Here is a 13,125-nt window from a genome sequence, read left to right on the forward strand (position 1 = left end):
GAGACAGCCGATGCATCGACTGCGCAATGTGTGTGGCGCCGGCCTGCTGGCCGTGCTGTTGGGCTGCAGCAGTACCCCGAACAACTATCACACGCTGGTACCGAGCGAGCCGATGCGCGACGGCGGCCAGCGCATCCAGGTGGAGAGGGTGACCGTGCCGCCGCAGGTGGACCGCCCGCAGCTGGTGGTGCGGCAAGGGCAGAGTGGCCTGGCCATCCTCGAGACGGAGTGGTGGGGGGCCAACCTGGTGGATGAGTTCCGCAGCGCCTTGCAGGACCAGTTGGGCGGGCCGGTGGGGGGCGGCAAGGCGTTGTTGCGGGTGGATGTGCAGCGCTTCGATAGCGTGCCGGGGCGCTACGCCTCGCTGGAAGCGGTATGGCGCCTGACGCGCTCGGGTGAGGCCGAACTGACCTGCCGTATCTCGCTGCAGGCGCCAGCGGACAACAGCATCGCCAGTCTGGTCAATGCCCATCAGGCCAACCTGCGCAAACTGGCCGAGGCGGTGCGGGAGAGTGCAAGGCAGGGCAGCTGTGCCCGACCTGCCTGACGGGCACTTGTGGGAGCGGCCTTGTGTCGCGAAAGGGGCGCATAGCGCCCCCGGCAATTTCAACGACAAAATAATCAGTTCAGGCGCCCAGCGTTCTGTGTCTTGCCACTACTGACCGTCTCCTGCTCCCGCCCGGCCTTGTCCAGCGGCAAGTCGTCGAACTCGCGCAGGCCATCCTTGCGGTACGGGTCGCCAATCCAGCGCGGTGCCACCACGAACTGCGGGCTCACCAGGCTCTTGGCCGGTTCGTAACGGTCATAGCTCAGCCCGGCCAGGTCGGACAGGGTATGGATCAGGTGCGAGCTGCTGTAGGGGCGGTCGGCCATCGCCTGCAAGTCGCGCGGGTGCTCGGCCTGCCAGCTGGGCGAAGTCCACAGCAGGAAGGGGATGGTGTACATCGGCCGGGTCGGCGCGCCTTCGTTGCGCCCCAGGCGGTCGTGGTTGCCAGAGCTGTATACATCTTCACCATGGTCGGACAGGTACAGCAGGAAACCATTGGCGGTACTGGCCGAATAACGCTTGATCAGGCTCGACACCACGTAGTCGTTGTAGCGCACCGCGTTGTCGTAGAAGTTGTAGGTTTGTACCTGATCGTCCGTCAACTTGCCGGGCGCCCCCTGGCGGTCGTTGAAGTGCGCGTAGTCGTTCGGGTAGCGGTAGCGATAGTCCATGTGCGTACCCAACAGGTGCACGATGATGAACTTGTTCGGCGCCGGGTCCTGCAGGGCCTTCTCGAACGGTGTCAGCACCACATCGTCGTACTGGCTGGCATTCTGGTTGCGCTGGTTGTTCAGGTACACCGGCGCGTCCGTCTGCTGCGAAAAGGTGGTCAGCATGGTGTTGCGCTTGGTCATGGTCTGCTGGTTGGTGATCCAGAAGGTCTTGTAGCCGGCCTGTTTCATCAAGTTGATCAGCGACGGGTCGGTGAGGAAGCGGTCCGGGTTCTGCTCGTTGCCGAAGGTGAGGATCTGCTGCATCACTTCGATGGTGTACGGGCGTGGCGACACCACGTTGCTGAACACCGTCAGGCTCTTGTCGCTGGCGGCCAGCGCGTCGAGGTTGGGTGTGGTGTCGCGGTTGTAGCCGTACAGGTGCATGTGCTCGCGGGTGGTGGATTCGCCCAGCACCAGCACCAGCGTGCGTGGCGCTGCACCGCTGTTGTCACGCAGGTTCTGCAGGGGCGGCAGCGCGGCGTTCTGGGCCAGCAGTTCCTGCATGTTGTCCAGCTGCTGGCGGTACTGGCGGTAGCCGACCAGTAATTGCCAGGGCACGGCGGGTTCCATGCGCTGTTGCACTTTTTCCGCCGCATCGGCGAAGCTGCGTTCCTGGGTGACCATCTGCTTGTAGAACGGGTACACCAGGTTGGCCAGCAGCAACAGGGCGACCACCGGCAGGCGGCTGCGCAGCGGCAGGCTGACCGGGCGTACGCGCTTCCACAACAGCACCGCCACCAGTGTGTACAACAGCAGTGCCAGGCCAAGCCAGGCGCTGAAGTACTGGCTGAAGTACTCACCGGCCTCGGCGGTGTTGGACTCGAACATCACGAAGATGACGCTTTGCGAGAACTCCTGGCGGTAGATACCGAAGTAGCTCAGCCCCACCAGTGAAGCGGCCCACAGCACCAGGCCGATGACCGCTGCCGTGGCGCGGGTGAAGCGCGGCAGCAGCAGTACCGGTGCCAGCCACAGGCTGCTGAGGAAGAATGCATCGCGAAAACCGGCGAACCCGGTGGTGCCACTGAACAGCAGCAGCGCCTGGGTCACGCCCGAGAAGTACCAGAAGAACAGCAAAAGCCAGCCCAGGCCGGCCCAGTCCACGCGCTTGGGCGAGGAGGGGGATGGAGTGTGTGACACGTATGCCTCGTCGTACTTGGCGGCCAACGGATTTGCCCGTGACCGGAAAGGGCGTGACGCTAATCTGCCGGGTGTGAAAATAACGTCAACGAGACGCTGGCCCAGGCAAGGTATGATGTGCCCAGCTAAACCAGACTGACAGGTCGAGTGAGAATGAACCGTCGCAAGAAGATCAAGCAGCTATTGCAGGCGCATGCCAAGAAGGCCAGCGCCAAGCTGGCGCCGCGCAAGCCCAAGTACATTTGCAAGGCCGACCGGTTGAAGATGGAGGCCGAGGCGGCGGGGGATACCCCAGGCCTTACGGAGAACTGATGCCTGTCACGCGCCCCTGTGGGAGCGGCCTTGTGTCGCGATAGGGCCGCAGAGCGGCCCCAGGTTTCAGCATTACGGCAACCAACGCTGGGGCTGCTGCGCAGCCCTTTCGCGACACAAGGCCGCTCCCACATCGAGCGCGCCAACTGCGGATCAACGATCAACGGCGGTAGTAACGGTGGTCATCATTGTAGCGGTGGTGCATGGCCCGCTCATGGCGGTGCTCCCAGTCGCGGCGCCGTTCCCAGTCGCGTCGGCGTTCCCAGTCTCGCCGGCGCTCCCAATCACGGCGGGCCTGCTCGCGGCGCCACTGTTCGCGGCGCCAGTCGCTGCGGTGGTCGTGCCAGCGGTCGTCATCGTGAGCCAGCAGCGTGGCTGGCTGTGCATCGGCCAAACTGGCTACCCTGGACCAGGGGTTGCCGGCAGGCTGCAACGGTGATTGAACCGCCGGGGCAGCCACTACGGGCGCCTTCATTTGTGTTGCCGATGCCGTGCCCATCGCCGCGAACGAGAACAGGCCGAGCAGCATCAACCTTGCGACATGCATTTTCATGAGCGAAGCCAACCTCTGATAACAATTGAGCCATCTGGCCAGCAGGTGGTCGGCAAACCTTGTCTCGCGTTCCGCTACCTTTCTGTGCCTCCCACATAGACCGGTAAACGGGAAAAAGTTCGCAGCGGCAACAAGTTGTACAACATTTACGCTTCAAAAAAGGTGGTCAATTGCGGCACCGCGCAGGTTTCGGGCACGAGCTGTACCTGTGGCAGCGGTGCTCATTTACCATGGCGGCTGTTTTCAGCCATTGCCAAGGATACCCACCATGAGCGCCCCTCAGTTCCGCACCCCCACGGCCGCCGACGCCGAACGCTGCTACGCCATAGAAATCGGTGCCTATGAAGGCGATGAGGCGGCCACGCTGGAGAAGATCCGCACCCGCATCGCGCAATACCCGCAGGGCTTTCTGGTATTGGAAAACGCGGGCGAGATCGTCGGTTTCATCAACAGCGGCTGTGCCCACGAAGTGGTGATGTCCGACGAGGCATTCAAGGAGCTGGTCGGGCATGACCCGGCGGCGCCAAACGTGGTGATCATGTCGGTGGTGATAGACCCGGCGCACCAGGGCAAAGGCTACGCCAAGCGGTTGATGGATGAATTCATCGTGCGCATGAAAGCTGCGGGCAAGCTGACCATTCACCTGATGTGCAAGGAGCAGCATGTGGCGTTGTACCAGAAGCTGGGGTATCAGTACGTCAAACCCTCGCCGTCGGACCATGGCGGCATGGCCTGGCATGAAATGGTCATGGTCCTCTGAGTTCGCAAAACACCGAAGCTTTGCCAGCGATGGGCCGCAAAAGCGGCCCCTGATGGCCGCTTATTCGCCGCTGACCAGCTGGCGTGCCAGTTGGTTGTGGCGCTCCAGCACTCGTGGCAGGTCAACCGTGGCCAGCTGGCCGTCCTTCACCACCACACGGCCATTGATGACACTGGTATGCACCTGGGTCGGGGTGCAGAACACCAGCGCCGCCAGCGGGTCATGGTGGCCACCGGCATAGGCCACATGGCCGAGGTCGAAGGCGACGAAGTCGGCCACCATGCCTGGGGCCAGGGCGCCGATGTCATTGCGGTTGAGCACCTTGGCACCGCCGAGCGTTGCAATTTCCAGCGCCTCGCGTGCAGTCATCGCGTCGGGGCCGAAGCCCACCCGTTGCAGCAGCAAGGCCTGGCGCACTTCACCGATCATGCTGGCGCCGTCGTTGGATGCCGAACCGTCAACCCCCAGGCCCACCGGCACCCCGTGGTCGCGCATCTTGCGCACCGGGGCGATGCCCGAGGCCAGGCGCATGTTCGAGCATGGGCAGTGGGCGACACCCGTGCCGGTGCGGGCGAACAGCTCGATGCCATGCTGGTCGAGTTGCACACAGTGGGCGTGCCATACGTCGTGGCCGACCCAGCCGAGGTCCTCGGCATATTCGGCCGGGGTCATGCCGAACTTCTCGCGGCTGTAGGCGATGTCGTTGACGTTCTCGGCCAGGTGGGTGTGCAACGACACCCCGTACTGGCGCGCCAGCACGGCAGCTTCGCGCATCAGGTCGCGGCTGACCGAGAACGGCGAGCAGGGCGCCACCACGATGCGGCGCATCGAGCCGTGGCTGGCGTCGTGATAGTTCTCGATAAGGCGCTGGGATTCCTTGAGGATGTCGGCTTCCTTTTCCACCACCGAATCAGGCGGCAGGCCGCCCTGGCTGCGGCCCACGCTCATGCTGCCGCGCGCGGCGTGGAAGCGCATGCCGATCTCGTCGGCGGCGTGGATGCTGTCGTCGAGCTTGCAGCCGTTGGGGTAGATGTACAGGTGGTCGCTGGAGGTGGTGCAGCCGGACAGGATCAGTTCGGCCATGGCGGTCTGGGTCGACACCGCGATCATCTCGGGGGTCAGGCGCGCCCAGATCGGGTACAGGTTGGTCAACCAGTTGAACAGCTCGCCGTCCTGGGCCGCCGGCACCACGCGGGTGAGGCTCTGGTACATGTGGTGGTGGGTGTTGACCAGGCCAGGGATGACCACCTTGCCGGCCATGTCCAGCACCACGTCTGCGTGCTGTGGCAGGGTATCGCTGGGGCCGACCTGGCGGATCAGGTTGCCTTCGATGAACATTCCGCCGTTCTTGATCTCGCGGCGCTCGCCGTCCATGGTGACCAGAAGTTCGGCGTTTTTGATCAGTAACGTTTTTGCAGCATTTGTAGATGACATGGCTTGAGCCTGTCGCAATATGCATCGGCGATTACCGATGTCATAGGCGCATGGCATTGTAAGCAAGGTTTTTGCGGATTGTATACAGGGCTGGTAATCCTGTGCTGGCCTCTTCGCGGGTAAACCCGCTCCCACAGGGACTACACAGAATTCAAGCACTGTGCAGTACCTGTGGGAGCGGGTTTACCCGCGAAGAGGCCAGTACAGGCTACCTCAATGTCAGATCACGCCGCCCCGCGGCTGCTCACCCCATCCACCAACCGCGCAATCCCGAGCGGGTTGGCACTTTTCAGCGCATCCGGCAGCAGCGCATCCGGGTAGTTCTGGAAGCACACCGGGCGCAGGAAGCGGTCGATGGCCAAGGTACCGACCGAAGTGCCACGGGCATCGGAGGTGGCCGGGTATGGCCCGCCATGCACCATCGCGTCCGATACCTCGACGCCGGTCGGGTAGCCGTTCAGCAGCAGGCGTCCGGCCTTGCGTTCCAGCAGCGGCACCAGCGTGGCAAACGCAGGCAGGTCGTCCGGCTCGGCAATCAGTGTGGCTGTCAGCTGCCCTTGCAGGTGGCGCAGTGCTTCGGCCAGTTGCTGGGCATCGGCCACTTCCACCACCACGGTGGTTGGGCCGAACACTTCTTCCTGCAGCAGCGGGTCGCTGTTCAGCAGCAGGCTCACATCCGCCTTGAACAGCTGCGGCTGGGCCTGCTTGCCGGCTTGTGGCTCCCCGGCCAGGTGCTGGATGCCAGGGTGCGCCAGCAGGTGCTGTACACCGTTCTGGTAACTGCGCAGGGTGCCTGCGTTGAGCATGGTCTGTGGCGCCTGGTCGGCCATGCGCGCCGCCAGCGTATGCACGAAGCGCTCGAACTGCGGCGACTTGATGCCCACCACCAGCCCTGGGTTGGTGCAGAACTGCCCGCAACCCAGCACCACCGAGGCGGCCAGTTCTCCGGCTACCTGTTCGCCACGGGTTTGCAGGGCCTGGGGCAGGACGATTACTGGGTTGATGCTGCTCATTTCGGCGAATACCGGAATCGGCTGCGGGCGCGCAGCAGCCATGTCGCACAGGGCGCGACCACCACGCAGCGAACCGGTGAAGCCTACCGCCTGGATGGCCGGGTGCTTGACCAGAGCCTCGCCCACGCCGGCGCCATAGATCATGTTGAACACGCCTGCTGGCATGCCACTGCCGGCTACCGCGCGGTCGATCGCCGCGGCCACGTGGGCGGCGGTCAGCATGTGCCCGCTGTGGGCCTTGAACACCACCGGGCAGCCGGCCGCCAACGCCGAGGCGGTGTCACCGCCGGCGGTGGAAAAGGCCAGCGGAAAGTTGCTGGCACCGAATACGGCCACCGGGCCGACGCCGATACGGTACTGGCGCAGGTCCGGGCGTGGCAGTGGGGTGCGCTCGGGCAGTGCGCGGTCGATGCGCGCACCGAGGAAGTCGCCACGGCGCACCACATCGGCGAACAGCCGTAGCTGGTTGCTGGTGCGGGCGCGCTCGCCGCGGATGCGTGCCTCGGGCAGCGCGGTTTCGCGCATCACGTGCTGGACGAAGTCATCACCCAGTGCGTCCAGTTCGTTGGCGATGGCGTCGAGGAAGGCGGCGCGTTGTGCCGGGCTGGTGTTGCGGTAGGCTGGGTAGGCGGCCTCGGCGGCCAGCACGGCAGCATCGACTTCGTCGCCGGTCGCCTGGTGGAAGGCGTATGGCAGCGGCTCGCAGGTGTGGGCGTCGACGCTGTTCAGCAGCACGTCACCGTTGCTGCTGAGCTGGCCGGCGATATGGTTCAGGCGGTGTTCGATGGACATTTCGTTTCCCGTTGGCAATGACAGTCGATGGGTTGGGACTGTAGGGGGCGAAATGCGTGCTGAATAATGATTAATGCGGATCAGGTGATAACAGATCGTTATCACAACGACCTTCCCCAAATCTTCGCTCATGCGCGGCCCGCCCTGTGGGAGCGGGTTTACCCGCGAAGCAGGCGACTCGGTGTATGGCACCGGCCTCGCCGGTGTTCGCGGGTAAACCCGCTCCCACAGGGACCGCGCAAATGCTCGACAGCGCGTCTGTCACTCGGCCATCTGCAACTCCGGCAGCTTCACCCGGAACGCCCGGGTAAGCCCCAGCAGCACCACAAGGCCCATGCCCATCCAGCACAAACCGATGGTGAACGACAGGCTGGTCAGGCTGCTCCACAGCCACAGCGTGCTGAGAAAGCCCAGGCCGGGAATGGCGCCATACAGCAGGTAGTTGCGACCACCGCGCAGCTTGTGGTCGACAAGGTAGTGCTTGACCACGGCCAGGTTCACCGCCGAGAAGGCGAACAGCGCGCCAAAGCTGATCATGTTGGCCACCGTGTCGAGGGTGATCACCAAGGCAATCAGCGACAGCAGGCTGACCAGCAGGATGGCCGTGGCCGGTACGCGCTTTTTCGTCACCAGCTGGCCGAACGCACGGGGCAATGCACCGTCGCGGCCCATGGCGAACAGCACCCGCGACACACTGGCCTGGGACACCATGGCCGAGGCGAAGCAGCCGGCCACGTAGGTGGCGGTGAAGGCGGTCACCAGCAGTTCGCCGCCGACCCGGCGCATCACGTCCACCGATGCCGAGTCCGGGTCGGCGAAGCTGCCCCAGTCAGGGAACACCATCTGCGCGCAATACGACACCACCAGGAACAACATGCCGCCGATCAGCGACACGGCGAGAATCGCCACGGGAATGCGGTAGGTGGGGTTGCTGGTTTCCTCGGCCATGGTCGAGACCGCGTCGAAGCCCAGGAACGACAGGCACAGCACGGCGGCGCCGGTCATGATCAACGGCACGCTGAAGCCTTCGTGGTGGAAGGGCGCCAGCAGCGACACCGGCTGCGCCTGCCCGCTGAGGTTGTGGATGGACAGGGCGACGAACACGATGATGAACACCAGTTGCATCACCACCAGGATCCAGTTGACCCGGGTGATCGACTCGATGCCGATCAGGTTGAGGAAGGTGACCAGGGCAATGGAGCCCGCCACCCAAACCCAGGCGTGGATGGCCGGGAAGTACTCCGACATGTAGATGCCGATCAGCAGGTAGCTGAGCAGCGGCAGGAAGATGTAGTCGAGCAGCAGGGTCCAACCGGCGATGAAGCCGATGTGGCTGCCGAAGGCCTTGCGGGTGTAGGTGTAGACCGAGCCGGAGTAAGGGTGGGCCTGGACCATGCGGCCGTAACTGTAGGCGGTCAGCAGCATGGCAGCGAGGGTCAGCAGGTAGGCGGTGGGCAGGTGCCCCTTGGTCATCTGGGTGACCAGCCCGTAGGTGGTGAATACTGCGAGGGGGACCATGTAGGCCAGGCCGAACAGCACCAGGGCGGGCAGCCCCATGGACTTGCGGAAACGGCCGTTGCTGGCGGTGGGTTGCGACGAGCTATGTGCAGGGCTATGGGCTGTACTTGTTGTTGTATGCATTGCTAACTCCTGGAAAGGGATGCAGGACGCCGCGGTATGCGAGCGGGCTCGATACCGGTGGGTGTTGTGCAAGGAGGTCGAGCGAGTGGCTCGCAGCGCTGGGGCGGGTTGATGCTCCCACACCCCGCCGGTACCCGGAATCACCCTTTGGGGTGAGCCGGGAAGCGGCTTTGCCTGCTCACCCCAAAGGGTGATTTCGGTGTTTGCAATGCCATGGGAGTATCTGGCCAACGACGCACCGCACTGGCGGCGGTGCCTTTACTTGAGACGGCAGGCCCACAGTGACTGATCAATTGCTTTCGCAACAGTGGTTCGAGCACCTGGCCAAGGTCACCGAGGCGATCGGCCGACCGGGCTTTGCCGCCACCCTGTTTGCTGCACTTGGCGTGATCCGGCCGATCCAGGCGACCACGGTATACCTGTACCCGCACGACGGCATGCCCTGCGCGCTGTTCGAGCAGGACGACAAGGCGCCCTGGCAGCCCGAGGGCAATGTCAGCCGCTACCTGTCCGGCTTCTATCTGCTCGACCCGTTCTACGGGGCCTGTGTGGAGCAGGTCGAATCCGGTTGCTACGGCCTGTTCGAAGTGGCGCCCGACCAATTCGAGGTCAGCGAGTACTACCAGTCGTTCTACCGGCACTCGCACCTGGAGGATGAGCTCAACTACATCCTGCAGGTCGCGCCCAGGCAGAGCCTGGCGGTATCGCTGGCGTTCACCGACAAGCTCGATGGGCAAACCCGTGCGTTGTTCGCGCGCATCACGCCCTGGGTGCTGGCGGTGCTCGGCAAGCACTTCGCCGGGCTGGACAGCCGCGCCGGGCGCTTCGAGAACATCCTCGAGCAGCGCATCCACGCGGCGCTGAACAACTTCGGCAGCTCGCTGCTGACCGAGCGTGAATGCCGTATCGCCCAGCTGATCCTGCGTGGCCACTCGACCAAGTCGCTGGCCGAGCGCCTGGGGGTGTCGGAGGACACCATCAAGTCACACCGCAAGAACGTCTACGCCAAGCTCGACATCGGCACCCAGTCCGAGCTGTTCTCCCTGTTCATCGACGCGCTGGCCAATGCCCAGGGCGTGCTGGGCAAGGACCCGCTGGAAAGCTACATGGGCAAGCTGCGCTGAGCGCAAGCCACCCTGCAACCCCACCGCAAAGGAAAACCAACAATGAATGCGCCTTTCGCCCCGCAACGCCAGACCCGCGACTACCAGGCAGCCGATGCCGCGCACCACATCCATGCCTTCCTCGACCAGAAGGCGCTGAACGCCGAAGGGCCGCGGGTGATCGTCGGTGGCGAACGCCTGCATCTGTGGGACAGCGAGGGCAAGCGCTACCTGGACGGCATGTCCGGCCTGTGGTGCACCCAGCTCGGCTACGGCCGTCGCGACCTGACCGCCGCCGCTGCAACGCAGATGGACCAGCTGGCCTACTACAACATGTTCTTCCACACCACCCACCCGGCGGTGATCGAACTGTCCGAGCTGCTGTTCAGCCTGTTGCCGGGGCACTATAGCCACGCGATCTACACCAACTCCGGCTCCGAGGCCAACGAGGTGTTGATCCGTACCGTGCGCCGCTACTGGCAGGTAGTCGGCCAGCCGAACAAGAAGATCATGATCGGTCGCTGGAACGGTTACCACGGGTCGACCCTGGCTGCCACGGCGCTGGGTGGCATGAAGTTCATGCACGAAATGGGCGGGTTGATCCCGGATGTGGCGCACATCGACGAACCCTACTGGTACGCCGAGGGCGGCGACCTGACCCCGGCCGAGTTCGGCCGCCGCTGCGCCCTGCAGCTGGAGGAAAAGATCCTCGAACTGGGTGCCGAGAACGTTGCCGGCTTCATCGCCGAGCCGTTCCAGGGCGCCGGCGGCATGATCTTCCCGCCGGAAAGCTACTGGCCCGAGATCCAGCGCATCTGCCGCCAGTACGACGTGTTGCTGTGCGCCGATGAAGTGATCGGCGGCTTTGGCCGCACTGGCGAATGGTTCGCCCACGAATACTTCGGCTTCGAGCCCGACACCCTGTCGATCGCCAAGGGCCTGACCAGCGGCTACGTGCCCATGGGCGGCCTGGTGCTGAGCAAGCGCATTGCCGAGGCGCTGGTGGAGCGGGGCGGGGTGTTCGCCCACGGCCTTACCTATTCCGGCCACCCGGTGGCGGCGGCGGTGGCCATTGCCAACCTGAAGGCGCTGCGTGACGAAGGCATCGTGCGCCAGGTGAAGGACGACACCGGGCCGTACCTGCAGCGCATCCTGCGCGAGGTGTTTGCCGACCACCCATTGATCGGCCAGGTGCAGGGCGCCGGTTTGGTGGCGGCGCTGCAGTTCGCCGAGCACAAGCCGACGCGCAAGCGCTTTGCCAACGAGAACGACCTGGCATGGCAGTGCCGCACCTTCGGTTTCGAGGAAGGGGTGATCATTCGCTCGACCCTGGGCCGGATGATCATGGCGCCGGCGCTGATCGCCAACCACAGCGAGCTGGATGAACTGGTGGAGAAGACCCGGATTGCCGTGGACCGCACGGCGCGCCTGGTCGGCAAGCTCTAAAAACCTGCGAGCGCTCCGCAGCCCCTGTGGGAGCGGGTTCACCCGCGAACACCGGCGAAGCCGGTGCCATGCACCGAGTTGCATTCTTCGCGGGTGAACCCGCTCCCACAGGAATCATGTAGGCCGCTAGATAAAGATCTGCTCCAATGTTCATCAGGAGTACCAATGTACACCCTCGAATTCTGGCAAAAACGTGCCTCGGACCTCTACCTCCCGGCCAATGCACTGATCGACGGCAAGCCCGTCAACGCACAGGACGGCGCCACATTCGCCGCCATCAACCCCGCCACCAACAACGTCCTGGCCCAGGTCAGCGCCTGCGGCCAGGCCGAGGTCGACCTGGCTGTTGCCAGCGCCCGCCGGGCTTTCGAACAAGGCCCGTGGGCGCGCATGGCCCCAACTGAACGCAAGAAAGTGCTGCTGCGCCTGGCCGAGCTGATCATGGCCCATCGCGAAGAACTGGCCCTGCTCGACTCGCTGAACATGGGCAAGCCGGTCATGGACGCCTACAACATCGATGTGCCGGGCTCGGCGCAGGTGTTCGCCTGGTACGGCGAGGCGCTGGACAAGCTGTACGACCAGGTGGCACCCACCGCGCCCCACGCGCTGGCCACCATCACCCGCGAAGCCCTTGGCGTGGTCGCCGCCGTGGTGCCGTGGAACTTCCCGCTCGACATGGCCGCCTGGAAGCTCGCCCCGGCACTGGCTGCCGGCAACAGCGTGGTGCTCAAGCCTGCCGAACAATCACCGTTCTCGGCCCTGCGCCTGGCCCAACTGGCGCTGCAGGCCGGTGTGCCGGAAGGCGTGCTGAACGTGGTGCCGGGCCTGGGCGAGCAGGCCGGGCAGGCGCTGGGCCTGCACCCGGACGTGGATTGCCTGGTATTCACTGGCTCCACCCAGGTGGGCAAGTACTTCATGCAGTACTCGGCACAGTCCAACCTCAAGCAGGTGTGGCTGGAGTGCGGCGGCAAGAGCCCCAACCTGGTGTTCGAAAACTGCCAGGACCTGGACCTGGCTGCGGAAAAGGCGGCATTCGGTATCTTCTTCAACCAGGGCGAGGTGTGCTCGGCCAATTCGCGGCTGTACGTGCAGCGCTCCATCCATGACGAGTTCATCGAGCGCCTGCAGGCCAAGGCCCGCCAGTGGCTGCCAGGCAACCCGCTGGACCCGGCGAGCCGGGCCGGTGCGATTGTCGATGCCGGGCAGACGGGCCGCATCGAAGCTGCCATCGCCCGCGCCGGGCAGGAGGGGGCGCGATTGATATGCGGTGGTCGGCGCCTGACTATCGACGGTTCGGACAATTACATCGAGCCGACCATTTTTGCCGGGGTCGATGGCCGTATGAGCCTGGCGCGGGAGGAGGTATTCGGGCCGGTGCTGGCGGTCAGTGCCTTTGATAGTGAAGAGCAGGCCGTGCGCCTGGCCAACGACAGCATCTACGGCTTGGCGGCGTCGGTGTGGAGCGATGACTTCAACCAGGTGCATCGAGTGGCACGGGCGTTGAAGGCCGGCACCGTGTCGGTGAATACGGTCGATGCGCTGGACGTCACGGTGCCGTTCGGCGGCGGCAGGCAGTCCGGGTTTGGCCGCGACCTGTCGCTGCATTCGTTCGACAAGTATTCGCAGCTCAAGACCACCTGGTATCAGTTGCGCGCCTGATTCATCCGATCT

The 13,125-nt window shown here is 64.4% G+C and carries 11 protein-coding genes; 6 read left to right on the plus strand and 5 right to left on the minus strand.

Features of this window, described 5'->3' with window-relative positions; translation table 11 throughout:
• Positions 1-10: 10 nt before the first annotated feature.
• Entirely contained in the window at positions 11-547 is a 537-nt protein-coding gene (locus JV551A3_RS18540) for a PqiC family protein (protein WP_133971603.1), read from the plus strand.
• A 74-nt stretch (positions 548-621) separates the two neighbouring features.
• On the opposite strand, the gene JV551A3_RS18545 is transcribed toward JV551A3_RS18540, so the two are convergent.
• Positions 622-2,400: a phosphoethanolamine transferase CptA gene (locus tag JV551A3_RS18545; RefSeq protein WP_133979037.1), complete on the minus strand. Its 1,779-nt coding sequence runs from the start codon at positions 2,398-2,400 to the stop codon at positions 622-624.
• A gap of 153 nt (positions 2,401-2,553) precedes the next feature.
• Between JV551A3_RS18545 and JV551A3_RS18550 the strand changes: the two genes are divergently transcribed.
• The gene (locus JV551A3_RS18550; protein ID WP_133971608.1) at positions 2,554-2,712 is read left to right on the plus strand and encodes a DUF2986 domain-containing protein; all 159 of its coding nucleotides are present in this window, start codon (positions 2,554-2,556) and stop codon (positions 2,710-2,712) included.
• Between the two features lie 160 nt (positions 2,713-2,872).
• Here the strand turns inward: JV551A3_RS18550 and JV551A3_RS18555 are convergent, their stop codons facing one another.
• Positions 2,873-3,241, minus strand: a complete 369-nt coding sequence (locus tag JV551A3_RS18555; protein WP_133971687.1) for a hypothetical protein — start codon at positions 3,239-3,241, stop codon at positions 2,873-2,875.
• A 292-nt stretch (positions 3,242-3,533) separates the two neighbouring features.
• Here JV551A3_RS18555 and JV551A3_RS18560 point away from each other — a divergent pair, with 292 nt between their 5' ends.
• Complete coding sequence (locus tag JV551A3_RS18560) at positions 3,534-4,025, plus strand: GNAT family N-acetyltransferase (protein WP_133971610.1); 492 nt, start codon at positions 3,534-3,536, stop codon at positions 4,023-4,025.
• 60 nt (positions 4,026-4,085) lie between these two features.
• On the opposite strand, the gene JV551A3_RS18565 is transcribed toward JV551A3_RS18560, so the two are convergent.
• The 3 genes from JV551A3_RS18565 to JV551A3_RS18580 all read right to left on the minus strand — a co-directional run bounded on the left by JV551A3_RS18565 (position 4,086) and on the right by JV551A3_RS18580 (position 8,905).
• Positions 4,086-5,459 (minus strand): 8-oxoguanine deaminase, encoded by a 1,374-nt coding sequence (locus tag JV551A3_RS18565; RefSeq protein ID WP_133971612.1) that lies wholly within the window; start codon positions 5,457-5,459, stop codon positions 4,086-4,088.
• A 224-nt stretch (positions 5,460-5,683) separates the two neighbouring features.
• Complete coding sequence (locus tag JV551A3_RS18575; RefSeq protein WP_133979039.1) at positions 5,684-7,264, minus strand: aldehyde dehydrogenase (NADP(+)); 1,581 nt, start codon at positions 7,262-7,264, stop codon at positions 5,684-5,686.
• A gap of 261 nt (positions 7,265-7,525) precedes the next feature.
• Positions 7,526-8,905, minus strand: a complete 1,380-nt coding sequence (locus JV551A3_RS18580) for an APC family permease (protein WP_133971616.1) — start codon at positions 8,903-8,905, stop codon at positions 7,526-7,528.
• 281 nt (positions 8,906-9,186) lie between these two features.
• Here JV551A3_RS18580 and JV551A3_RS18585 point away from each other — a divergent pair, with 281 nt between their 5' ends.
• The 3 genes from JV551A3_RS18585 to JV551A3_RS18600 all read left to right on the plus strand — a co-directional run bounded on the left by JV551A3_RS18585 (position 9,187) and on the right by JV551A3_RS18600 (position 13,113).
• Positions 9,187-10,029: a helix-turn-helix domain-containing protein gene (locus tag JV551A3_RS18585; RefSeq protein WP_133971619.1), complete on the plus strand. Its 843-nt coding sequence runs from the start codon at positions 9,187-9,189 to the stop codon at positions 10,027-10,029.
• Between the two features lie 42 nt (positions 10,030-10,071).
• Entirely contained in the window at positions 10,072-11,454 is a 1,383-nt protein-coding gene (locus tag JV551A3_RS18590) for an aspartate aminotransferase family protein (RefSeq protein WP_051097530.1), read from the plus strand.
• A 165-nt stretch (positions 11,455-11,619) separates the two neighbouring features.
• Complete coding sequence (locus tag JV551A3_RS18600) at positions 11,620-13,113, plus strand: aldehyde dehydrogenase (RefSeq protein ID WP_133971623.1); 1,494 nt, start codon at positions 11,620-11,622, stop codon at positions 13,111-13,113.
• The last annotated feature ends 12 nt before the right edge of the window (positions 13,114-13,125 follow it).

The organism is Pseudomonas inefficax (assembly GCF_900277125.1).
In the GTDB taxonomy this organism is placed as follows: Bacteria; Pseudomonadota; Gammaproteobacteria; order Pseudomonadales; family Pseudomonadaceae; genus Aquipseudomonas; species Aquipseudomonas inefficax.